The organism is Lysobacter alkalisoli (assembly GCF_006547045.1).
GTDB lineage: Bacteria > Pseudomonadota > Gammaproteobacteria > Xanthomonadales > Xanthomonadaceae > Marilutibacter > Marilutibacter alkalisoli.
Window position 1 is genome coordinate 1,644,521 of sequence record NZ_CP041242.1, and the last position, 22,660, is coordinate 1,667,180.

Here is a 22,660-nt window from a genome sequence, read left to right on the forward strand (position 1 = left end):
ATCCATGAACAACCTCCGCATCTCACTCGTCCAGGGCGACACCCGCTGGCATGACCCCGAGGCCAACCGCGGGTACTACGGCGGGCTGGTCGCGTCGCTGCGCGGCATCACCGATCTGGTGCTGCTCCCGGAAACCTTCACCAGCGGTTTTTCCAACGATGCGATCGAGCGTGCCGAAGACATGGACGGCCCGACCGTGGCGTGGATGCGCGAACAGGCCGCCAGCATCGACGCGGCGGTCACCGGAAGCGTGCAGTTGCGCGTCGATGGTCATGTGTTCAACCGGATGCTGTTCGTGACCCCGGACGGCAGCGTGCAGCATTACGACAAGCGTCACCTGTTCCGGTACGCCAACGAGCACGAGCGCTACGCCGCCGGCCGCGAGCGGCTGACGGTGGAGTGGAAGGGCTGGCGGATCTGCCCGCAGGTCTGCTACGACCTGCGCTTCCCGGTGTTCGCGCGCAATCGCTACAACGTCGAACGCGAAGGCCAGCTCGACTACGACCTGTTGCTGTTCGTCGCCAACTGGCCGGCCGCGCGCGCGTATCCGTGGAAGACCCTGTTGCGGGCGAGGGCGATCGAGAACCTGTGCTACGTCGCCGGTCTCAACCGGGTCGGCACCGACGGCAACGGCATCCACTATTCGGGTGACAGCGCGGTGATCGATTTCCTCGGCCATCCGGTCAGCGAATGCACCGACGAGGAAGTGGTCGCCACCACGACGCTGCTGGCGGACGAACTGCAGGCGCATCGCGGGCGATTCCCGGCGATGCTGGACGGCGACCGCTTCGAGCTGGTCTGAACTGGCAGGGCCGTGGGAGGAAAACCCTGATCCGGCCACCCAGCCGTCCACTGGAAACCCAGATCGGCCGCCTCCAGCCGGGCCCCATGAGTCTGATGACCGGTCGACGCTTCGACCGCCCAGCGGGGTAGTTGCATGGATCGCGGCGCGCTGAGTATCCGCCGATTGGGCTGAATACATTTGGGCTGAATACGTCAATGCGCTCTCGCTGAGTAATGTTATAACATTACTGTTTCTACGATGGTCGGTGAGCCTGCTGTTTGCAACGGCGGGCGCGGCCCGTACTTGTCCATGCCAGGCCTGCAGATCCGCTTCCGATACCCATGCCCAAGACTTCCATTGCCGAATCCCCCACCGATGCGCTCGTCTGCGAGGGTGTCGAATACGCCTACGGCACGCAGCCGGTATTGCGTGGCCTCGACCTGCGTATGCAGCCTGGGGAGACGTATGCCCTGCTCGGCGGCAATGGCGCCGGCAAGTCCACCGCGTTGCGCCTCATTCTGGGCTTCGACCGCCCGTCCGCGGGTGCGATCCGCGTGTGTGGCGTCGATGTAGGCTCGGCCCCGGCGCAGGCGCGCCGGCATCTCGCCTACGTGCCTGAGAGCGTCGCGCTCTACGAGCACCTGTCGGCGCGCGAGAACGTCGACTACTTTCTCGCACTGGCCGAAGCGCCTCGCGGTCGTGAGGTGATCGATCCAGCGCTTCGACGTGCGGCGCTGCCAGAGGCGGCGTGGGACCGGCGCGTCGGTGGCTTCTCGAAGGGCATGCGGCAGAAGGTCGCGATCGCGCTGGCGATCGCGCGGCGCACGCCGGTGCTGTTGCTCGACGAGCCGACGTCGGGCCTCGACCCTGGCGCTACCACCGACTTCAGCCGTCTGCTGCAGGAGCTTAACGGCGAAGGCGTTGCGATCCTGATGGTCACGCACGACCTTCTGGGTGCGGCCGATGTCGCCGATCGCATCGGTTTCCTCGCCAACGGCCGTATCGACACGGAGATGCCGGCCGAAGGGCCGGAACGCTACGATGTCGCCGCGCTCCACCGCCGTTATGCACTCGGGGTGGCGGCGTGACCCTGCAGCCGCGCATCGCCTGGCGCATCGCGCTTGAGGAATGGCGGCTGATGCTGCGCAACCGTGTCGCACTGGCTGCCGGCCTGCTCACCTTCGCGCTGTTGGTGACCGCCGCCTGGGTGAGCCATGAGCAGCGCGAGACGCTCGCCTCCACGCGTGCGCACTATCAGGCTCTCGTCGACGACCAGTTTGACGCGCAACCCGACCGCCATCCGCACCGCATGGTGCACTACGGGCACTTCGTGTTCCGTCCTCTGCCGGCGCTGGCATTCTTCGACCCCGGGGTCGACGCGTTTACCGGCAACATGTTGTTCGTCGAAGGTCATCGGCAGAACAGCACGGTGTTCGCCGAAGCACGCCAGTCGTCGCTGCTTCTGCGCTTCGGTCAGCTCACACCCGCTTTCGTGCTGCAGACGCTGGTGCCTCTGCTGCTGCTCTTTCTCGGGTTCGCCTCGGTGGCACGCGAACGCGAGCGGGGCAACCTGCGGCTGATGCTCGCGCAGGGTGTCGCTCCGGCCTCGCTGCTGCTGGGCAAATGGCTTGCGCTCGCCGGCGCGGCCGCGATGGTCGCCCTGCCTGCCGTGCTGGTGCTGGCCCTGGGGGTTGCAGTGGGCACGGCCAGCAGCCTGGCAGTCACGACGCTCGTGCTGGTCTACGGCCTGTATCTAGCGGTGTGGGTGGGTCTTGCGGTGCTTGTGTCCACCTGGGCGGGCTCGAGCCGCAATGCGCTGCTGCTGCTGGTCGGCCTGTGGATCGCCAGCGTGATGATGCTGCCGCGCACCGCGCCGGTGCTCGCGCAGGCCGGGAATCCGCTGCCCACGCGGATCGAGATGGACATCGCCGTGCATCGCGACGCGCTCGCCGTCGGCGACAGCCACAATCCCGACGACCCGTACTACGCCGACTTCAAGCGCAAGGTGCTCGAGCGCCATGGCGTCGCGCGCATCGAGGACCTGCCGGTGAACTACGCAGGCCTTGTCAGTGCCGAGGGCGAGCGCCTGACCAGCGAGATATACGACCGCCACGCGGCGCACGGCTTCGCGATCGAGCGTGCACAGTCGGCACAGGTGGCGGGCTTCGCCTGGCTGAGCCCGGTGATTGCCGTGCGGCAGGCGTCGATGGCTCTGGCAGGTACCGACCTCGTCGCCTATCAGGGCTTTCTTGTCGAGGCCGAGCGCTATCGCTACCGCCTGATCCAGGAGCTCAACAGGATGCATGCGGAAGAAGTGGAGTACGAGAACGACAGGAACCATCGCATCTCTCACGAGAACTGGAAGACGCTCCCGGAGTTCCACCCCGAGCCGTCGAGCGGCGGCGATCCCACCCGCGCCGTTCGCGCCTTCGCCGTTCTCGCGATGTGGTCGGTCCTGCTCGCCGGCTTGCTGGCCTGGCGCGGACGTCGCCTGGGAGTGCTGTGAGATGACGAACGTTCTCCACACAGAGCTCGCGCTTGTGCTGCGTTCGCGACTCGCACTCGTGTCCTTGGTGCTGCTCGCGGCGATCGCGGCGCTCGCCGTCATGGCTGGGTTGCGCACGGTCGAGTCCCAGCGCGATGCGATCGAGCGCTCCGTCGCCGCCCAGCGCGCCGAGCAGGCACTGGTCGCCCGGCAGTACGCAGGCGAGGAGGGCGATGCGGGCCAGGTCGGCTACTACACCTTTCATCCGACCTGGGATCCACCGGCGCCGCTCGCCTTCGCCGCGCTCGGCCAACGCGACGTGCAACCCTACCTCCTGCGTGTGAGGTTGCTTGGATTGCAGGCACAGCTCTACGAGTCGGACACGGCCAATCCGGAGATGGCACTCGCCGGCACGTTCGACTTCGCCTTCGTATTGGTCTACCTGCTGCCCCTGGTCGCGATCGCATTGGTGCATGATCTCGTCAGTGGCGAACGCGAGGCTGGCCGCCTGGGCCTGGTGCTCGCCACGGCGAGTGCGCCGGTACGACTGTGGCGACGGCGCCTGCTGCTCCGCTATGGCCTGGTGCTCGTGTCGGTGCTGCTGCCGTTCGCCGTCGGCTGCATGGTCGCCGGTGTGCAGCTGGTGCAGGCGACTGCGGTGGCTGTCGTTGCGATGCTGTACACCGCGTTCTGGTTCGGGCTGTTTGCCTTCCTTGCGGCCCGTGTCCGCAGCTCGGCCAATGGCGCGATGGCGATGTTCGCCGTCTGGCTCGGCCTGACGCTGCTGCTGCCGACCGCCGCGAACACGCTGATCAACCAGGCGGTGCCGGCAGGACGCGGCGTCGATCTGATGCTCGCTCAGCGCCAGCTGGTGCACGCCGGGTGGGACGAGCCCAAGGACGTCACCTTCGAGCGATTCTTCAACACGCATCCGGAATGGCGAGGCACGCCGCCGGTGACCGTGCGTTTCCACTGGAAGTGGTACTACGCGATGCATCAGGCCGGCGACGATGCCGTTGTCCCACAGGTGGCCGAGTACGAAGCCAGCTTGCGGGCACGCCAGCGCTGGGCCGAGCGTGCCGGCTGGCTGATGCCCGGCATCGCGGTGCAGGTAACGATGCAGCGCCTGGCCAACACCGACCTCGAAGCCCAACTGCGCTACCGCGAGCAGATTGTCGCTTTCCATGCCGCGCTCAGGCGCTACTTCTATCCGTACCTGTTCAACGAGGTCCCGTTCCGGACGAAGGATGTCGACGCGATGCCGGGCTTCACTCCGGCTCCGGCATCAGGCCTGGCCGATCGCCAGTCGCTGGTCGTGTTGCTCGTGCTGGCGATGCTGGCCGCGCTGTGCGCGAATCGTCTGTTGCGGAAGGTCGAGTAGGATCGGGCGGATGGCGCGGCGTCGGACAGAGTCGCGACGCCGCGCTTGCAGGACATGAAGCTACCCTTGCTGCCAGTAATTTCCTACAACTTCATGTTGAAGGAAACGTAGGCCGAACGTCCGGGCGCCGGGGAGAACATCGGCTGGTCGTCGCCGCCCCAGAAGAAGTTGTCGTACCAGACGTACTCGTACTTGCGGTCGGCCAGATTCCTGAGCTGCAGGTCGATGCTGAAGCGGTCGGACAGCGTGTAGCGCGCGCTTGCGTCCAGGACCTTGAAGCCGCCGTACTTGCCCTGCTCGTTGAGCTCGTCGATGTAGTAGCCGCCCTGCATCCGGCCTTGCATCCCCAGCTTCCAGCGCTCGTCCAGCTGGTAGTCGATGCCCAGGTTGCTGATGTAGCGCGGTGTGGAAAAAACTTCCTTGCCCGCGAGCGAGTCGCCGGCTCCGGTGAACGCACTGACGACCTTCGCTTCCTGCAATGCATACGATGCCCACAGCGTCCAGCGTTCGCCCACCCGGGAAGCGATCTGCATGTCCAACCCCTGCCGGCGGGTCTGGCCCAGGCCCACCGTGGTCCCGGTGCTGGGCATGTTGGCCACTTCATCGGTGGCGTCCTGTCGCCAGGCCGCGATGCGTGCCTCGGTTCCCGCAACCGGACTGAGCTTGATGCCGATTTCGGTACCGGTGTTGATCGATGGGCGGTACGCGGCTTGGCCTTCGGTGAGGTAGGCCGGTGCGGTGGAGCCGGTCAGGACCTGGAATGTCCTGCCCCAGTTGGCGTAGAGGTTGGCGGCAGGTGCGACCGCGTAGACCACGCTCAGCTTGGGCTGCTTGATCCATCCGTACGACTGCAGGGACGCCCGCACGTCGGCGGGAAGATGGGTACTGCCGGAGAACTTGTCGACCCGGAAGGCCGGCACGATCTTCAACGATTCGGCGGGATTGAAGACCGCCTGCACGTAGGCGCCGACATTCTCCAGCGTGTAGCGGTCATCGTTCTGGATCCGGGCGGGAGCGGCACTGAAGTCGGTGGGAATGCTGAAATCGTAGCGGTAGCGCCGGTAGGCGTTGTCCTGATGCTCGAAGTTCACGCCCGCCTCCATGGTTACGGATTCCGTGGCCACCCAGGTGAGGCTGCTCAGCATGCCGGTCTGTTTTTCGTCCCACTGGCGACGCTGACGGGGCGCGTTGCCCTCGGGATAGCGAGTGAAGGTCACCGTCCTGTCGTCTTCGTAGCGATTGACGTAAAGCTTGGCGCTCAGGCTCAGACCGTCGGCAAGCCTCTTGTCCAGGTGCGCTCCGAGATGCCACATGTCGCGGTCGTCGCCATCGTTGGCGTTCTTTTCCGGCGATTGCTTCCTGTCCGCGGCCAGCTCCTCGGCCGTCAGGAATCCGGGCTCGTCGGCTTCGTGGTGGTATGCGCGAGCCACCAGTCCCGCCTTCAGGGTTTCGGCTTCGTCGGTGTAGAACCACTTGCCCGCCAGCGTGTACTTGCTGGAATCGGCATGATCGCGATGGCCATCCGATGCCTGCACGCCCATGAAATAGTTCTGGGCGATGCTTCCGGTTTCCTTGCCGGCCGCCAACTGGGCTTCGCGCGTGTTGAAGCTTCCATAGCTCAGGCGGCCGTCCAGGTAGTTCCCGCCCTGGCGCGTGGCGAAGTTGATGTTGCCGCCGATGTTGTGCAGCCCGTAGCGCGGATCGTTGGTGCCGCGCACTACTTCGATGTAATCGATTTCCAGCGGAAAGATCATGTCGATGAAGCGCTGGTTACCGCTGTTGACGTTGCTCGGGATGCCGTCGATCAGGGTCTTGATGCCGTTGATGTAGCCCTCGCCGTTGAACGCGCGGAACGTCGCCTTGCCGGACTCGGCGCCCTGGCGGGTTTCGGTGAGCTGGATGCCCGGCATCTGTCCAAGCAGCTCCCAGCTGTTCATGACGTTCTTGTCTTCGACCTTGTCCCCGCCCATGACATCGACGGAGGTCAGCACGTTGTTGGCCAGCAACGGCCCGTTGGAGGCGCTTCGCACCTCCACCTTGCCCAGGGTGATGGCGGAATCGCCGGATTGGGATTGTGCAGGGCCATTCGTGGCAAAAAGTATCGCCAGCACCGCTGACGTCAACAGCTTCTTTCTCATCTATCTTCCTGTTCTGGCGCGGCATCCGGCGATATTTCCGGATGCTGTCATCGCCCCATGGTCGAGCGCGAAGCGCCGACCGGGGCACACGGGTCATTGCAGCGAGTGTTACATTATAACATTGCAAAACTGTCGACATGCCGCGCTCGGCTATCCTCGGCCGATGTCTGCCTCCTTGACCCGAACCGCTGTTTCCACCCGCCCTGCGTGGCGCAAGGCGCTGCATCGCACCCTGCTCGTGCTGGCGGCGGCATGGCTCGCCTATCTGCTGCTCGGCAACCTGTTCCTGAATACCCCGGTGGGCCCGTGGGCAATCAATCGGAAGCCCGAGCGCGTACAAGTGCAATGGCAGTCCGCACTGACCGTATGGCCGGGCCAAGTGATGGCCTGGAACCTGGATGTCGGCGGCCATACCGGCACCACGCTGTGGAAGATTCGCGGTGATCGTGCGCACGGACGGCTCGCCCTGCTCGCGTTGTTTCGCAAGGAATTGCGCTTCGCTTCGGTACGGGCCGAGGGCATCGAGATCGACATCGACCGCGGAGCCGAGCCGATGGCGCCATCGCCCGCTCGGCAGGGCGGTTGGGTGGTGCGCTTCGACCGCATCACCAGCGGCAGCGTCCGCGCCGGGCGACTCCAGGAGCTGACGCTGGAGGGAACCGGCCACGCCGAGTTCGGCTTCAGCAAGCAGATGCATGGCGGTCCGATGGAGATCACGACCTCGACCGCGCGCTTCGACGGCGCCCGCGTGACCCAGGCTGGCGACACCCTGCTTGAGCTCGATACCTTGTCCGCGCGTTTCGCGATGGACAGCCACACCCGCGAGCAGGCCAGTGGCATCCACAAGCTGTTGGTGACCGTGGCCGAACTCGATTTCGATGGACGCACCACGGCGTTGCGCCTGGAGGAGGCCGGCGACGAGCGAATCCGCTTGCATCCGGCCGCGGACGGAGCGATGGGCCATGCGCGCGGGCGGATCGGATGGCAGCGTGGCGAACTGGCAGCGGGGAGCCAGCTGGACTGGACATCGCCTCTGCCCGGTAGCGATTCGAAGAACGATGACTCATTGGTATTCGGCTTGGAGGTCGACCACGACATCCACCTGCGCGCCAGCCTGCCGGACCACCTCACGTCCAACGGTGACACGCTGGCGCTGGATGCCGACCTGGTGCTGGCGGGCAACGCGATTCCGCTGGACGATCCCAGGACCCTGCTGCCGCGCAGTTCCGGGCACCTGGTCGGACGCTGGCAGTTCGATTCCCTGAAATGGATCGGTCGCTACTTCGCAGACGCGCCCTGGCTGGTGCTGGACGGTGCGGGGCGCATCGATGCCGATGTCAGGCTGGTCGATGGCGAGCCTGTCGCCGGCAGCCGGATCGAGGTGCCCGGCATCGACGTGGTCGCCGACGTGATGGGCAACCGGATGCAGGGCCGTGCCCGCGCGGAAGGTGTATTGCAGCCCGCCGGGGAGGGCGACAAGGGCGGCATCCGGCCGCGGCTCGACCTCCGGCTGGAACGCTTTGCGATCATCGCCGATGCCGGTCGCGGCGCCCGCTATGTCGAGGGCCGCGACCTGCGGCTGGAAATCGAGGCCGTGCATGGCCTCGACCGCAGCCTGCTGGAGCAGGACGACGGCGCGGTCCGCGCGGGCGAGGCGCTGCGTGCCCGCCTGCGTTTCAGTGATGCCGATGTCCCCGACCTGCGCGTCTACAACCGCTACCTGCCCAGGTCGCAACTGCGCTTCGAAGGTGGCCGCGGCCTGCTCAGTGGCGACCTGAGTCTGGACGGGGCCGGGGCGATCGGGCGCGGCTGGTTGCGCGTGCGTGGCCGCGACACCCGTCTGCACGCCGCCGGGATGGCATTACGCGGCAACATCGACGTCAACACCCGCCTGCGGCGCGCCGATCTCGAAGACGGTCGCTTCAACATCGACGGTTCGCAGATACGACTGGACAACATCAGCCTGGTCGAACCGGATGGCCGGACCCGGCGGGGTTGGTGGGCGCGTGTCGACCTGGATCGGGCCCGGCTCGATTGGCGGTTACCGGGCGAAGCTCGGGCGAAAAAGGGGAGCGCGCAAAAGGACAAGGACGGTGCGACCGAGGTCGACATCAACGGCCATGCCCGGATCGCGATGAAGGACGTGGGCTTCCTGCTCGCGCTTTATTCGCAGCGCGCAGACTATCCGAAGTGGGTGCCGCGCCTGGTCGATGCCGGCGAGGCCAGGGTCACCGGCGACGTGCAGTGGCGCGACGACATCCTGATCCTCGACAACCTCGTTGCCGACAACGACCGTTTCGACGTGCGAGCCCGTCTGCGGCTGCAGGGCCGGCAACGGCGCGGCAACCTCTACGCACGCTGGGGCGTGCTGGGCATGGCGGTCGATCTCGATGACACCCGGAGCGAGCTCCACCTGGTGCGTGCGCGGCAGTGGTACGACGCCCAGCCGTCACTGTTGCGGTAGGCGCGTGGTGCGGGCGCCATCCGCGGCCCCGGCCCCGGAGGCCTTGCCGCCATCTTGACGTCCTGTGCGCTTAACTGAATCCGTCTGAAGGGCCCATCCGGCCCCGTTGGCGGACGTCATGAACGGTTACGCGCGCGCATTGCTGCTGGCCCTGGGGCTGCTGCTCGCGCCGACGATGTCGGCGCAACAGGCGGGTGCGGACGATGCGAAGGACGCGCCCGGCAGCGGCGAAGTCCTCCTGCTCGACATCAAGGGCGGCATCGGCCCGGCCACGCGCGACTACCTCCGCCGCGGCCTCAAGCGGGCCAGTGAAGAGGGGGCCGCCGCAGTGGTCCTGCGTATCGACACCCCGGGTGGGCTGGATGCGGCCACCCGCGACATCAACCAGGCCATCCTTGCTTCCGATGTGCCGGTGATCGGCTGGGTTGCGCCCGAAGGCGCGCGCGCCGCCAGTGCCGGCACCTACATTCTCTATGCCTGCCACCTCGCCGCGATGGCGCCGGCCACCGCTTTGGGCGCGGCGACGCCGGTAGCGATGGGTGCTCCGGGCGGCGCGCCGGCACCGGGCCGGCAACCCGGGAGTCAGCCGAAGGACGCGGAGGAAGGGGAGGGCGCGGACGGCAAGGGGGATGACCAGCAACCCGCCGACGATGGCAGCGCGATGAGCCGCAAAAGCGTCAACGACGCCGTCGCTTATCTACGCAGCCTGGCCGAGTTGCGCGGCCGCAACGTGGACTTCGCCGAGGCTGCGGTACGCGATGCCGCGACCCTGTCCGCCGGGCAGGCCTACAAGCAGCAGGTGATCGAGATCATCGCCAGTGACCTGTCCCAGCTGCTGGCCGAAGCCGATGGTCGCACGGTCAAGATGCGCGATGGCGAAATCACGCTGCAGACCCGCGGCGCGGCGGTGACGACGGTCGAACCCGACTGGCGGTTCAAGTTCCTGGCGGTGCTGACCGAGCCCAGCGTGGCTTACCTGCTGCTGCTGATCGGTCTGTACGGCCTGATCTTCGAGGGCTACAGCCCCGGTGCCATCGTGCCCGGCGTGGTCGGCGCGATCTGTCTGTTGCTGGCGCTGTACGCACTTCAGGTATTGCCGGTGAACTACGCCGGGGTGGCTTTGATCGTGCTGGGAGTGGCGCTGATCGCGGTGGAGGTCGCGATGCCCAGTTTCGGGGCACTCGGCATCGGCGGCCTGGTCGCGCTGATCGCCGGCTCGCTGATCCTGTTCGATACCGAGGTGCCTGGTTTCGGCGTGCCGGGGCAGTTGATCCTCGGCGTCGGCGCGGCCAGCGGATTGATGTTCATGGGCGTGATCTGGCTGGCGGCCCGGGCCCGGACACGGCCGGTGACGACCGGCATCGAGGAAATGCATGGAGCGCGGGCGCTGGCGCTGGAGGATTTCGGCCAGGGAGAAAAGGGCACCGTCCGCTTCCACGGAGAGGTATGGCAGGCGCGGTCGGAAGTGCGGATTTCCCGCGGACAGGAACTGCGCGTGGTCTCGTTAGACGGGCTGGTCCTGCAGGTGGCACCCGAGGCGTCGCCTGCACCATCAAAGGAGGGTGCGACATGAACCAACTAATTTTCTACTTCCCGGTACTGCTGATCTTGGCCGTGGTGCTGGCAAGCGCGATCAAGGTTCTGCGCGAATACGAGCGCGGCGTGGTGTTCCAGCTCGGCCGCTTCTGGAAGGTCAAGGGGCCGGGCCTGATCATCCTGATACCGGTGGTCCAGCAAATGGTCCGCGTGGATCTGCGCACGATCGTGATGGACGTGCCGGCGCAGGATCTGATCTCCAAGGACAACGTCTCGGTGCAGGTCAACGCGGTGGTGTATTTCCGCGTGGTCGACCCGGAGAAAGCGATCATCAACGTCGAGCACTACTACGAGGCCATCAGTCAGCTCGCCCAGACCACACTGCGTTCGGTGCTGGGCCAGCACGACCTCGACGAGATGCTGGCCGAGCGCGAGAAGCTGAATGACGACATCCGCGCCATTCTCGACTCGCAGAGCGACGCCTGGGGTGTCAAGGTCGCCAACGTCGAAATCAAGCATGTCGACATCAACGAAGTCATGGTCCGCGCCATTGCCCGCCAGGCCGAGGCCGAGCGCGTGCGCCGGGCCAAGGTCATCCACGCCATGGGCGAGCAGCAGGCGGCAGAGAAACTGGTCGAAGCCGGCCGGATCCTGGGCGGGGACCCCCGTGCTATCCAACTCCGCTACCTGCAGACCCTGACCGAGATCGCTGGCGAGAAAAGCTCGACGATCGTGTTTCCGTTGCCGGTCGACATCGTCGAGGCCATCACGAAGCGTGTATCGGGCGGGCCGGGCGGAGGCTGAGGCAGTCGGCCGACGTGCGGCAGTCCGTCGCGTGCCGGCCGGCCTAGACTGGGAACGCTTCCTGATTGTCATCTCCGCGAAGACGGAGGCCCATGGACTTTCCCTCCAAGGGACTGGACTCCCGCTGTCGCCGGCGTGACGGCATTCCCGCTGGCCGCTCTGCGGTTGCGGCGGGCCCCAGACGAGGTAACAAGCCATGACATCGCAACGTTTGCAGGATTTCCTGAAAGACCAGCATGTGCATTTCGACACGGTGACCCATCCGCATGCCTTCACCGCGCAGGAAACCGCGGCCCGGGCCCATATCGACAGCCACTCGATGGCCAAGACTGTCATGGTCCGACTCGACGACAAGCTGGCGATGGCGGTGCTGCCGGCCAACGAATGGCTCGATATCGACCGGTTGCGCGAGGCGGCCGGCGCCAGTGAGGCCCGGTTGGCCAGCGAGTCCGAGTTCCGCGACCGCTTCCCCGAATGCGAGGTCGGCGCAATGCCGCCATTCGGCAACCTGTACGGGATGGATGTGTACGTCGCCGACAGCCTTGCCGGTGACCAGCGGATCGCCTTCAACGCCGGCAATCACCGTGAACTGATGTGGGTCGACTGGAACGACTTCGAGCGCCTCGTGCATCCGCACCTGGCATCGATGACACGGCATTGAAGGGCGCCAGGCCCGTGTGATGCCGGTCCGTGCAATGCAGATCGGCATCCGCCACGCGTGCGAATAAGGCATTCGCGCGAGGGAGGGCTGCGGCTTTCGTCACGATTTCCGGTATTCCGGGCGCGCGTGCTTCCCTGGTTCATCCGCGGGATACGCATGCTGGCCTAGGTTCATCGACGGCGTATCCCCCGTGCGGCATGCCTGCATGTCGCAGTGCGCCAGACATGAATATGAAGGAGAACCCGAAATGGCAATGCCCCTGTCCCCCAAGGCCGTCCTGGCCGTTACCCTGGCCAGTGCCGTGCTGGCCGGCTGCAGCCAGTACGTGAAGCGTGACGAATTCGACGCGACCGTCGCCGACCTGCGTGCGGCCGATGCCCGTCTCGAAGCGCAGATCCAGGCCCTGTCCGACAAGCACGACGCCCTGGTCACCCAGGTCGCGGGCCGTACCCGCGTCGACACCGCCGCCTACTTCGCGGTCGACGATGCGACCCTGAGCGAAGACGCCCGTCCATTGCTCGACGATTTCGCCAATGCGATCCGCAACAGCCACAGCGGTGCACTGATAACGATCGAAGGTTTCACTGATCCGTCCGGTTCCCCGGCCTACAACAAGAAGCTTGGCCAGCGCCGTGCCGATGCCGCCCGCGACTATCTGGTCGATGTCGCCGGTCTGCCCGCTGAACAGGTGCGAGCGGTCAGCTACGGCGAGGACGAGAATCGCCAGGTCCGTCCAGGCGCGACCGGTGTCGAAGGCCAGGACAACCGCCGTATCGCCTTGGTAGTCGACTACGCAGGACCGAAGACCGCCAGCGTCATGTAGCATCATTGGGCAGGGATGCATTGCGAAGGGCGCCGGATGGCGCCCTTCGTCGTTTCAGCTTCCGCGCTTGTGGAAGTAGACCTGCTCTGCCGCCCAACGCAGCGGAGGCGAATGCATGAACAGATCGAAGGGCCAGTCGAACTGCAGGTGGTCGTAGGCCCAGCGCAGGGCGCGCTTGGCGCGGAAACGGGGCGCGGCGGCAATCGAGACCGGCTCGGGTCGCGGGCCGGTACCGCGAACGTGGGCGGCGATCGCACGGCCGGTGGACCAGCCGTGCTCCCAGGCCGAGTGGATGCCGCCGGCCGTGACCGGGGAGACGATGCCGGCGGCGTCGCCGGTCAGCATCACGCCGTCGTCGGCCATCGGCCAGACCGGGCCGCTGCATGGGATCAGTCCGGCACGGGTGGTGCCCGGTTTCAGGTGGCGGGGGAGGCCGCCGGCTTCGCCGACCCGCAGCAGGAAACCGGCAATGTCGGGCACCCGCGCCCGCGTCGGATCGTGCCGCAACGCGAGTCCGGCCTGGATGCCGGTCGGGCTCTGAGCGATCCAGCCGATGTAACCGGGTGCATAGCGTTTGCTGATGAAGCAGTGCAGGGCATCGGGCCGTTGCAGGCAGGCGCCCGGGAATTCGTACTCGATGCCGTACAGGAACTGTCGTACCTGTCCGAGTCCGGTGCTGGCTGCGACCCGTGAACGCGCACCGTCGGCCCCGACCAGATAGCGTGCATGACCGAGCCCCTTGATCTGCCAGCCGCCGGCTTCACGGGTGGCACCGGTGAATGCGGAGCCGAGCCGCAGGTCGATATCGTGCCGATGCAGTTGCCCGGCCAGCCAGCGCATGACCTCGGGTGTGTCGGTGGTCAGGAAGTAATAGCCGGGTGCGGCCAGCGCGACCTGCTTCAGGCTCGGCGCGTACAGCCGCACCTGCTCGATGCGGCGGGTCAGCCGGGCCGGCAACTGGTTGAGCAGGGTCTGCTCAGCCGCTTCCTTCACGATGATGCCGGTGGTGTGTAGTTTTTCCCCGGGATCGCGCTTGCGCTCCAGAACGGCCACACGCAGGCCGGATTGCGCGGCGGCCAGCGCGCAGGCGACGCCAGCAAAACTGGCGCCGGCAACCACCAGGTCGTATTCGGGACGAGCAATCGGGGGCATCGGCGACTCCGGCAGGCTGTGCAGTGCCGGAGTCTGGGATGCGCAGGCGAGGGCAGGATGGTGCCTGTGTGAAGTGGAGGCGAAGCGGCAGGAACTCTTGAGCGGGGGGCGCGCCGTCAAATGCGACAGGGGCGCCAGTTGGCGCCCCTGTCGGCAGAACTCTATGGGTCAGCTGCCGCGCGGAGTACCGCGTCCGCCGCCGCGCGGTCCCCCTGGTCGAGGTCCACCGGGACGGCCGCCGGGTCGCCCGCCCGGGCGACTGCCGCCGGGGCGCGGCCCGCGAGGCTTGTCGCCGTAGGGGCTGTGGCCGCCGCCGGCGTGGTCGGACGGGAAGTGCACGCCTCCGCTCGGCTGGCCATGTGGGCGTGCCGCACGCTGCGGCTTGCCCTGCGGCTTGGCGCCACCGGGGCGGGGCTTGCCGCCGAACTTCTTCTTGCCATCGGGATTGCGATGGCCGCTCGGACCGGTCTCGACGCCTTCGGGAACGTACCAGGTGCGGAATGCGGCCGGGCTGCCCTCGGGCAGCTTCGCGCCCTTCTGCTTGCGCTGCTTGAACGGCTTCTGCGACTGCTTGGCGGCAGCCTCGCCGCTGACGGTCAGGCCGCCATGGCGCTTCGGGCCGCCACGGCCACGCCCTCCACGATCCTCGCGGACATGGTCGAACCGACGCAGCTCACGGCCTTCGTCGGCACGGCTCGGGCCGCCGACGTAGCCCTGCGAACGATCGCTGCCGCTGAGGTTGATCGTCGACTTGGCCGCCTTGCGCTGGCCGATCACAGGTTGCAGAGTCAGGGCCGACGGCGCGCCGTCCTCCAGTCCCAGTTCCTTGCGCAGCGCCTCGACCTTGTCGGTCGGCAGTTCCTGCGACTGGCCGCGCAGCAGTTCGCGCGGCAGGCCCACCTTGCCATAGCGGATGCGCTTGAGGCGACTCACCTGGCAGCCCTGCGACTCCCACAGCCGCCGCACTTCGCGGTTGCGGCCTTCCTTGACGACCACCCGGAACCAGTCGTGCGAGTCGGTGCCGCCGATGCGCTCGACCTCGTCGAACTTCGCCGGGCCATCATCCAGGGCGACGCCTCGGCGCAGGCGGTCGGGGATGTTGTCGGCGACATGCTCCTGTCCTTCCGGTGCGCGCACGCGGCAAACGTATTCGCGCTCGACCTCGTAGGAGGGATGCATCATCGCGTTGGCCAGCTCGCCGTCGGTGGTGAGCAGCAGCAAGCCGGTGGTGTTGATGTCGAGGCGGCCGATCGTGATCCAGCGCGCGCCCTTGAGCGCGGGCAGGGCCTCGAAGATGGTCGGGCGCCCTTCCGGGTCCTCGCGGGTGGTCACTTCGCCTTCGGGCTTGTTGTACATCAGCACGCGGGCCGGCTCGGTCAGCGCGCTGGCGACGAATTGACGCCCGTCGATCTCGACCTTGTCGCTGCCCTTGATCGACATGCCGGTCCGGGCAACCTCGCCGTTGACCTTGACCAGGCCGTCGGCGATGCGCTGTTCCAGCGCGCGACGCGAACCCAGGCCGGCCTGGGCCAGGACCTTGTGCAGGCGTTCTTCAAGGCGGGGCGCTTCGTTACCGCCCTCGGTGTTGCGTTTCAGGGTGAGCTTGCGGCTCTTGGGTTCAGTCATTTCTCTGCTCCGGCGCGTCCTCGTTGGAGGCGGCCTCGGATTCGGTGAAAACGGGGTCGGAGTCAATTTCCTCATCCGTTTCCGGTGTGGCCGAAAGGTCATCAGAGGAAATCGACTCTGACTTCATCCCGGCGTTGTCTTGCTCGTTCTCGTCCGCCACGCGCTCCCCCGGCGCGGCTTCGGGTTCGCCTTCATCAGGCGGGTTGTCGGTCGTCTGCTGGTCGCCGTCGAGTTCGGTGCCCGCGGAATCGACACTGTCGCCATTGATCTCTTCGATGTCGGCCACGTCGGTATCGGCCGGATCGTTGGCGGCTTCTCCGGTTTCGCCGTCGACGCGGTCGTCGGTATCGCTGGCAATGCCACCGGCAGCGATTGCTCCGCCCTCGGCCGTGGGGGGCTTGTCCTTGCTGCCGCCCTCGAACATCAGCTCCGGCTCCAGCTCGCCGATCTCCTTCAACTCCGACAGCGGCGGCAGTTCATCCAGGCGCTTGAGGCCGAAGTAGTCGAGGAAGGTCTTTGTGGTGCCGAACAGCGCCGGCTTGCCGGGCACGTCGCGGTGGCCGACCACACGGATCCACTCGCGTTCTTCCAGCGCCCTGATGATGTTGCTGTTGACCGCCACGCCGCGGACCTGCTCGATCTCGCCGCGGGTGATCGGCTGGCGGTAGGCGATCAGCGCCAGCGTCTCGAGGGTAGCGCGGGTGTAGCGGGTCTGGCGCTCGGTCCACAGCCGCGCGACCCACGGATGCACGTCGTTCTTCACCTGGTAGCGGAAGCCCGAGGCCAGCTCGACCAGTTCGATGCCGCGCTCGGCGCAGCCGGCCTGCAGGGCCTCGATCGCCTGTTCGACGCTGCCGTTCGGTGCCGGCTGGTCCTCGGGGAACAGCGCGTGCAGTTGCGCCAGCGTCAGTGGCTGGTGGGCCGCCAGCAGGGCGGCCTCCACGATCCGAGTGATGAGAGTTTGATCCATGCGATCGTTCGGTCTTGGTCGGGTTCGGCTGGTTAGGGGAGACGCTGGCGGCTCACGCGGGGGCGTGGTCGTCGTCGTCGAACTCGCTGCTCAGTTCGATCTGGCTGGGGTCGTCCAGCACCGCCAGCGATTTCACGTAGATCGGGGCCAGAGGCACGCGTTCGCCCTGGCGAGCGTGGTGGTCGACATGTTCCTGCACGATCTCGATCAGCTGTTCCTTGGCCAGGGTCAGCAGGCCGAGGAAGGTCACCACCACGCCGAGCTTGCCTTCCTCGACGGTGAACAACTGTTCGAACCGATGGAACTGGCCATCGTTCAGGCGCTCCAGCAGTTCGCCCATCCGCTGGCGGACGTTGAGCGCGTCGCGCTTGATCGCATGCTGGCTGTACAGCTCGGCGCGCTTGAACACGTCATGCAGCGCCAGCAGCATCTCGCGCAGGTCCACCGGCGGGGCAGGCGGATCGCGGCGCGGTCCGGCACTTCCACCGCCACCGGCACCGTGTCGCGGTCCTGCCGGGGCAGGGTATCCAGGTCCTCGGCGGCCTTCTTGAACCGCTCGTATTCCTGTAGCCGACGGACCAGTTCGGCACGCGGATCCTCTTCTTCGCCTTCCTCGGCCGGCGGCCGCGGCAGCAGCATCCGCGACTTGATCTCGGCCAGGATCGCGGCCATGACCAGGTACTCGGCGGCCAGCTCGAAACGCATTTCGTGCATGGCCTGGATGTAGTCGACGTACTGACGGGTGATCTCGGCGACCGGGATGTCGAGGATGTCCAGGTTCTGCCGGCGGATCAGGTACAGCAACAGGTCGAGCGGGCCCTCGAAGGCTTCGAGGATGACTTCCAGCGCGTCCGGCGGGATGTACAGGTCCTGCGGGATCTGCAGCACCGGCTGGCCGTGCACCACTGCCAGCCGCATTTCCTGCTGCTGTGGATGCGTCGGATTGTGGACGGCTTCGGCGGGTCGGGCCTGGGTGGGTTGCCCCTCGGAAGGCTGGGGGGCTTCGGCAGGCTCGATCGCTTCTGGCGCGATCGGGTTTGTCATGCGTGGCTGGCCCCTCCTGGGGCCATGCGGTCCGGGCGTCCCCACCTGTGCGATACGTGCGGGAAAACAGCTTCAGAAGTGGCTTCAGATACGCCCGTGGACGAACAGCTGGATCGCCAGCCGGACGTTGACGGACTACAACGAAAATCCCTCTGCGGTGCCCGTACGCTGCATGCGGACCGCACCGCCCAAGGTGGCGGAGTGGTGCAGGAAACGTAGCGGGTCCGGGCCGGCGTGGGGCAGCGGTGCACCGGGGGTGCGATGCATGACGACGGCGTGGGGAGCCTGTCGTGGCGGGCCGCTGCGTTCCGGCCTCTGGCAACTGATGGTTAGGGTACGGGTTGGCGGCAGGTGTGTCCAGCGGGGATAGAATGCCGTTCAGCGCCGGATGCGGCGGCCGGGGGAGCGGATCCAATGTGGTATGTGATCGAAGGGCATGATGGGGAAGGTGTGCTGGAGCGGCGCCTGGCGGCGCGTGCGGCGCATCTGGCGCGGCTGACCGCGTTGCGCGACCAGGGGCGGCTGCTGCTGGCGGGGCCGTGCCCGGCCATCGATGCCGAGGATCCAGGGCCGGCAGGCTTCAGCGGCAGTCTGGTGGTGGCCGAGTTCGAGTCGCTGGAGGCGGCCCGCAGCTGGGCCGATGCCGATCCCTACGTGGCCGCCGACGTCTACGACCGGGTCGATGTGCGGCCATTCAAGCGGGTGCTGCCATGAAGCCGCTGCCGCCGGTCATGCCCGGTTCGTTGCCGCGCGAACAGCGGGTGGCGGCGATCCGCGATGCGCTCGAGGCCGTGTTGTCGCCAGTAGCGCTGGAGATCACCGACGACAGTCACCGCCACGCCGGCCATGCCGGTGCGCGCGACGGCCGCGGCCATTTCAGCGTCGACATCGTCAGTGAAATCTTCGCTGGCAAGAGTCCGGTTGCGCGTCATCGGGCGATCTATGCCGCGCTCGGCGGGCTGATGGAAACCGACATCCACGCGCTGTCGATCCGCGCCCGCACGCCGGCCGAGGCAGGGGTGGGGAGTTGATCGGGAATCGGCTCCACGTCCCGAACTGCCGCCGGTCAAGGGCCTTGCCGCGCGGCCTCGGCACGAGGTTCCACGGGCCGTTATACTCGCGATGTGGCGCGACTCTCGGGTCGCGTTGAGCTTATATCAATCAATGATTTAAGCGGAATAATTAATCCATTTTGTCATTTGTGGGCGCGGTGCCCGCCACCCGCCAGAGGCCCTTTCGCCGAATGCGTCTGTCCACGATCAAGCTGTCCGGTTTCAAATCCTTCGTCGACCCGACCACCCTGCACCTGCCGACCAACATGACCGGTGTCGTTGGTCCCAACGGCTGCGGCAAGTCAAACATCATCGATGCGGTGCGCTGGGTAATGGGCGAAAGCTCGGCCAGCCGTCTGCGCGGCGACTCGCTGACCGACGTGATTTTTGCCGGCTCCTCGGCGCGCAAGCCGGTGTCGCAGGCGATGGTCGAGCTGATCTTCGACAACGCCGACCGCACCATCACCGGCGAGTACGGCGCCTATGACGAGATCTCGGTCAAGCGCGTGGTCAGCCGCGACGGCCAGAGCCAGTACTACCTCAACGGCGCCAAGTGCCGCCGCCGCGACATCACCGACCTGTTCCTCGGCACCGGTCTGGGCCCGCGCAGCTACTCGATCATCGAGCAGGGAATGATCAGCAACATCATCGAGGCCAGGCCCGAGGAGTTGCGCGTGTATCTGGAGGAAGCCGCCGGCATCTCCAAGTACAAGGAGCGCCGCCGCGAGACCGAGAACCGCATCCGCCATACTCGTGAGAACCTCGACCGCCTCAGCGACCTGCGCGATGAAGTCGGCAAGCAGCTCGAACACCTCAAGCGCCAGGCCCGCCAGGCCGAGCAGTACCAGGCGCTGCAGGCCGAGCGCAAGGTCAAGGATGCCGAGTGGAAGGCGCTCGAGCATCGTGCGCTGGACCATAAACTGCAGGCCCAGCGCGAGAAGCTGGCCCAGCAGGAAACCCGCCTGCAGCAGTTGATTGCCGAGCAGCGCGAGGCCGAGCGCGAGATTGAGACCGGCCGGGTGCGCCGCGAGGAGGCTGCCGAGGCGCTGGGGAAGGCACAGGCCGCGAGTTACGAGGTCAGCGGCGCGTTGGCCAGGATCGAGCAGCAGATCCAGCACCAGAAGGAAATGGCCTCACGCCTGCAGAAGGCGCGCGACGAGGCGCAGTCGGCACTGGCCGAACTGAGCCAGCACATCGGCCAGGACCAGTCCCAGCTCGACGTGCTGATGGCCTCGGTGTCCGAGGCCGAACCGCGCCTGGAGCAGCTGCGCGAGGAGGACACCGCCCGCCAGGACGCCCTGCGCGAGGCCGAAGCGAAGCTCGCCGACTGGCAGCAGCGCTGGGACGAGCACACCCGCGCCCAGTCCGAGGCGGTCCGCGCCGCCGACGTCGAACGCACCCGCATCGAGCACCTCGACCGCCAGGCGCTGGACGCCGAGCGTCGCCGTGAAGCTCTGGCCAGCGAACGCAACGGCCTCGACCTGACAGCGCTTGCCGAGGCATTCAGCGGACTGACCGAGCAGCACGAGGCGAAGAAGCTGTCGCTGGACTCGCTGACCGAGGAGCTGGAAACCCGCAAGTCGGCCCTGGGCGAGACCCAGGAACAGCAGCGCACCACCCAGACCGAACTGGCCGAGGTGCGCAAGCAGGCCCAGTCGGCACGCGGCCGGCTGTCGTCGCTGGAGGCCCTGCAGCATGCCGCGCTCGGCCAGGAGCAGGGCGCGGCGCTGGACTGGCTGCGCGCCCGCGGGCTGGATTCGTCCACTCGTGTCGGCGAGAGCCTGCAGGTCGAGGCGGGCTGGGAAAACGCGGTGGAAAGCGCGCTCGGCCAGTTGATCGAGGGCGTGCTGGTCGAGTCCCCGGAAACCCTGATCGACGCGATCGGCGAGCTTGGCGAAGGCCGGCTGGCACTGGTCGAGCCGAAGAACGACGCGGTCGATTTCGCCCCGACCTCGCTGGCGTCGAAGGTGCGTGGCCCGATCGCGGTGCGCCGCATCCTGGCCCGTCTGCACGCCGCCGAGGATCTGGCTGCGGCACGCGCAATGCTGCCGATGCTGGGCGAGGGTGAGTCGATCATCACCCGCAACGGCGAGCGCCTCGGTGCCGGCTGGGTGCGGGTGTTGCGTTCCGGTGCGGCCAGGCAGGGCGCGCTGCTGCGCGAGCGCGAGATCCAGTCGCTGCGCGAAGAGATCGAGACCCTGCAGGCGCGCGAGCATGAGCTCGAGTCGTTGCTGGTGCAGTTGCGCGATCGCGCGCTGGCCGCCGAGCAGCAGCGCGAGGACGCCCAGCGCACCCTGTACATGGCGCACCGCAACGTGTCCGAGCTGGCCGGCCAACTGCAGAGCCAGCAGGGTCGGCTGGATTCCGCACGCGGGCGGATCGAGAAGATCGACGCCGAACTTGCGCAGCTCGCCGAGGCCGGCGAGGCCAGCCGCGAGCAGTCGCGCGAGGCGCGCATGCGTCAGGAAGAGGCGGTCATGAAGATGACCGAGCTGGAGGATGCCCGCCAACAGCTCGATGCCGAGCGCAGCCGCCTGTTCGAGGCCCGCGACCAGGCCCGCATGCTCGCGCGCGAGTCCCGCGACGCCGCGCACGCACTGGCGTTGACCCTGGAGGCGCAGAAGACCCAGATCGCTTCGCTGACCCAGGCGCTCGACCGCATGGGCGGCCAGCGCGGCCAGCTCGACAATCGGCTGGAAGAATTGACCGCGCAACTGGTCGAGGGCGATTCGCCGGTCGACGAGCTCGACCAGCAGCGCCAGGTCGCGCTCGAGCAGCGTGTGCAGAGCGAACAGGCATTGACCCAGGCCCGCACCACGGTCGACGGCATCGACGCCGACCTGCGCCGCTTCGAGCAGATTCGTCAGCAGCGCGACGAACAGGCCCTGCAGCAGCGCGAGGCGATCGGCCAGCGCCGGCTCGACCAGCAGGCCCTGCTGCTCAAGGCCGAGCAGTTGGTGGAGGCGGTGACCGAGGCAGGCTTCGCACTGGAGGATGTCGCCAACGGCCTGGTCGAGGATGCCGACCCGTCTGTGTGGGGAAAGACCGTCGCCGACATCGATGCGCGCCTGCGCCGGCTCGAGCCGGTCAACCTGGCCGCGATCGCCGAACATGCCGAGGCCCTGCAGCGCAAGGAGTACCTCGACGCCCAGGACGCCGACCTGAGCGCCGCGCTGGATACGCTGGAGGAGGCGATCCGCAAGATCGACCGTGAGACCCGCGGCCGCTTCAAGGACACCTTCGACCGGGTCAACTCCAGTGTGCAAGAGTTGTACCCGCGCCTGTTCGGTGGCGGTCACGCCTATCTGGAACTGACCGGCGAGGATCTGCTCGACACCGGCGTGACGATCATGGCGCGCCCGCCCGGCAAGCGGGTGTCCAACATCTCGTTGCTGTCCGGCGGCGAGAAGGCGATGACCGCGGTGGCGCTGGTGTTCGCGATCTTCCGCCTCAATCCGGCACCGTTCTGCCTGCTCGACGAGGTCGACGCGCCACTGGACGAGGCCAACGTCGGCCGCCTGGCGCAGATGGTCAGCGAGATGAGCGAGCAGGTACAGTTCCTGTTCGTGACCCACAACAAGGCAACGATGGAGGCCGCGATGCAGCTGTCGGGCGTGACCATGCGCGAGCCGGGCGTCAGCCGGCTGGTGTCGGTCGACCTGGCCGAGGCCGCGCGCCTGGCCGGTGCTGCGTGATGCCTGCAGGCAACGCCATCGGCTCCATCCGCCCCGCCCACGCAA

Annotated in this window: 16 protein-coding genes and 1 pseudogene; 12 read left to right on the forward strand and 5 right to left on the reverse strand. The window is 67.0% G+C overall.

The genetic code is table 11. The annotated features are described in order from the left end of the window. Window positions 1–4: 4 nt before the first annotated feature. The 4 genes from FKV23_RS07140 (at window position 5) to FKV23_RS07155 (ending at window position 4,650) form a co-directional block, all read left to right on the forward strand. Window positions 5–802, forward strand: coding sequence for an amidohydrolase (locus FKV23_RS07140; protein ID WP_141623231.1), 798 nt, complete (start codon window positions 5–7; stop codon window positions 800–802). A 323-nt stretch (window positions 803–1,125) separates the two neighbouring features. Then, window positions 1,126–1,872: an ABC transporter ATP-binding protein gene (locus FKV23_RS07145; RefSeq protein ID WP_141623232.1), complete on the forward strand. Its 747-nt coding sequence runs from the start codon at window positions 1,126–1,128 to the stop codon at window positions 1,870–1,872. After that, the gene (locus tag FKV23_RS07150) at window positions 1,869–3,290 is read left to right on the forward strand and encodes an ABC transporter permease (RefSeq protein WP_244244126.1); all 1,422 of its coding nucleotides are present in this window, start codon (window positions 1,869–1,871) and stop codon (window positions 3,288–3,290) included. The genes FKV23_RS07145 and FKV23_RS07150 overlap by 4 nt, the downstream gene beginning before the upstream one ends. Before the next feature lies 1 nt (window position 3,291). After that, complete coding sequence (locus tag FKV23_RS07155; protein ID WP_141623233.1) at window positions 3,292–4,650, forward strand: ABC transporter permease; 1,359 nt, start codon at window positions 3,292–3,294, stop codon at window positions 4,648–4,650. Window positions 4,651–4,733: 83 nt separating this feature from the next. On the opposite strand, the gene FKV23_RS07160 is transcribed toward FKV23_RS07155, so the two are convergent. Further along, window positions 4,734–6,788, reverse strand: a complete 2,055-nt coding sequence (locus FKV23_RS07160) for a TonB-dependent receptor (RefSeq protein ID WP_141623234.1) — start codon at window positions 6,786–6,788, stop codon at window positions 4,734–4,736. A gap of 175 nt (window positions 6,789–6,963) precedes the next feature. On the opposite strand from FKV23_RS07160, the gene FKV23_RS07165 reads away from it, so the two are divergent. From FKV23_RS07165 to FKV23_RS07185, 5 genes are all read left to right on the forward strand, one after another. Further along, window positions 6,964–9,252, forward strand: coding sequence for a hypothetical protein (locus tag FKV23_RS07165; RefSeq protein ID WP_167285067.1), 2,289 nt, complete (start codon window positions 6,964–6,966; stop codon window positions 9,250–9,252). Between the two features lie 118 nt (window positions 9,253–9,370). Next, window positions 9,371–10,825, forward strand: a complete 1,455-nt coding sequence (locus tag FKV23_RS07170) for an NfeD family protein (RefSeq protein WP_141623236.1) — start codon at window positions 9,371–9,373, stop codon at window positions 10,823–10,825. Continuing rightward, window positions 10,822–11,592 carry a slipin family protein gene (locus tag FKV23_RS07175; RefSeq protein WP_141623237.1) on the forward strand — a complete coding sequence of 257 codons (771 nt, stop codon included), beginning with the start codon at window positions 10,822–10,824 and terminating at the stop codon, window positions 11,590–11,592. Before FKV23_RS07170 ends, FKV23_RS07175 begins: the two co-directional genes overlap by 4 nt. A gap of 196 nt (window positions 11,593–11,788) precedes the next feature. Then, on the forward strand, window positions 11,789–12,253 hold the full coding sequence (locus tag FKV23_RS07180; protein WP_141623238.1) for an aminoacyl-tRNA deacylase: 465 nt from the start codon (window positions 11,789–11,791) through the stop codon (window positions 12,251–12,253). Between the two features lie 247 nt (window positions 12,254–12,500). Further along, window positions 12,501–13,076 (forward strand): OmpA family protein, encoded by a 576-nt coding sequence (locus FKV23_RS07185; RefSeq protein WP_141623239.1) that lies wholly within the window; start codon window positions 12,501–12,503, stop codon window positions 13,074–13,076. Between the two features lie 54 nt (window positions 13,077–13,130). Here FKV23_RS07185 and FKV23_RS07190 read toward each other — a convergent pair whose 3' ends face one another. The 4 genes and pseudogenes from FKV23_RS07190 to FKV23_RS07205 all read right to left on the reverse strand — a co-directional run bounded on the left by FKV23_RS07190 (window position 13,131) and on the right by FKV23_RS07205 (window position 17,742). After that, a complete protein-coding gene (locus tag FKV23_RS07190) occupies window positions 13,131–14,228 on the reverse strand; it encodes an NAD(P)/FAD-dependent oxidoreductase (protein ID WP_141623240.1) in 1,098 nt (365 codons plus the stop codon). A gap of 168 nt (window positions 14,229–14,396) precedes the next feature. Further along, window positions 14,397–15,854 (reverse strand): pseudouridine synthase, encoded by a 1,458-nt coding sequence (locus FKV23_RS07195; RefSeq protein ID WP_141623241.1) that lies wholly within the window; start codon window positions 15,852–15,854, stop codon window positions 14,397–14,399. Further along, window positions 15,847–16,824: an SMC-Scp complex subunit ScpB gene (gene scpB, locus FKV23_RS07200; protein WP_141623242.1), complete on the reverse strand. Its 978-nt coding sequence runs from the start codon at window positions 16,822–16,824 to the stop codon at window positions 15,847–15,849. Before scpB ends, FKV23_RS07195 begins: the two co-directional genes overlap by 8 nt. A gap of 52 nt (window positions 16,825–16,876) precedes the next feature. Beyond that, a pseudogene (locus FKV23_RS07205) lies at window positions 16,877–17,742 on the reverse strand (segregation and condensation protein A). A gap of 540 nt (window positions 17,743–18,282) precedes the next feature. On the opposite strand from FKV23_RS07205, the gene FKV23_RS07210 reads away from it, so the two are divergent. From FKV23_RS07210 to smc, 3 genes are all read left to right on the forward strand, one after another. Then, window positions 18,283–18,582, forward strand: coding sequence for a YciI family protein (locus FKV23_RS07210; protein WP_141623243.1), 300 nt, complete (start codon window positions 18,283–18,285; stop codon window positions 18,580–18,582). Then, the gene (locus tag FKV23_RS07215; protein ID WP_244244127.1) at window positions 18,579–18,899 is read left to right on the forward strand and encodes a BolA family protein; all 321 of its coding nucleotides are present in this window, start codon (window positions 18,579–18,581) and stop codon (window positions 18,897–18,899) included. Before FKV23_RS07210 ends, FKV23_RS07215 begins: the two co-directional genes overlap by 4 nt. A gap of 212 nt (window positions 18,900–19,111) precedes the next feature. Further along, window positions 19,112–22,615: a chromosome segregation protein SMC gene (smc, locus tag FKV23_RS07220; RefSeq protein WP_141623244.1), complete on the forward strand. Its 3,504-nt coding sequence runs from the start codon at window positions 19,112–19,114 to the stop codon at window positions 22,613–22,615. The last annotated feature ends 45 nt before the right edge of the window (window positions 22,616–22,660 follow it).

Coding starts and splice junctions, on each gene's coding strand:
- FKV23_RS07140 (WP_141623231.1), top strand. CDS start 5: ATGAACAACCTCCGCATCTCACTCGTCCAGGGCGACACCCGCTGGCAT.
- FKV23_RS07145 (WP_141623232.1), top strand. CDS start 1,126: ATGCCCAAGACTTCCATTGCCGAATCCCCCACCGATGCGCTCGTCTGC.
- FKV23_RS07155 (WP_141623233.1), top strand. CDS start 3,292: ATGACGAACGTTCTCCACACAGAGCTCGCGCTTGTGCTGCGTTCGCGA.
- FKV23_RS07160 (WP_141623234.1), bottom strand. CDS start 6,788: ATGAGAAAGAAGCTGTTGACGTCAGCGGTGCTGGCGATACTTTTTGCC.
- FKV23_RS07170 (WP_141623236.1), top strand. CDS start 9,371: ATGAACGGTTACGCGCGCGCATTGCTGCTGGCCCTGGGGCTGCTGCTC.
- FKV23_RS07175 (WP_141623237.1), top strand. CDS start 10,822: ATGAACCAACTAATTTTCTACTTCCCGGTACTGCTGATCTTGGCCGTG.
- FKV23_RS07180 (WP_141623238.1), top strand. CDS start 11,789: ATGACATCGCAACGTTTGCAGGATTTCCTGAAAGACCAGCATGTGCAT.
- FKV23_RS07185 (WP_141623239.1), top strand. CDS start 12,501: ATGGCAATGCCCCTGTCCCCCAAGGCCGTCCTGGCCGTTACCCTGGCC.
- FKV23_RS07190 (WP_141623240.1), bottom strand. CDS start 14,228: ATGCCCCCGATTGCTCGTCCCGAATACGACCTGGTGGTTGCCGGCGCC.
- FKV23_RS07195 (WP_141623241.1), bottom strand. CDS start 15,854: ATGACTGAACCCAAGAGCCGCAAGCTCACCCTGAAACGCAACACCGAG.
- scpB (WP_141623242.1), bottom strand. CDS start 16,824: ATGGATCAAACTCTCATCACTCGGATCGTGGAGGCCGCCCTGCTGGCG.
- FKV23_RS07210 (WP_141623243.1), top strand. CDS start 18,283: ATGTGGTATGTGATCGAAGGGCATGATGGGGAAGGTGTGCTGGAGCGG.
- FKV23_RS07215 (WP_244244127.1), top strand. CDS start 18,579: ATGAAGCCGCTGCCGCCGGTCATGCCCGGTTCGTTGCCGCGCGAACAG.
- smc (WP_141623244.1), top strand. CDS start 19,112: ATGCGTCTGTCCACGATCAAGCTGTCCGGTTTCAAATCCTTCGTCGAC.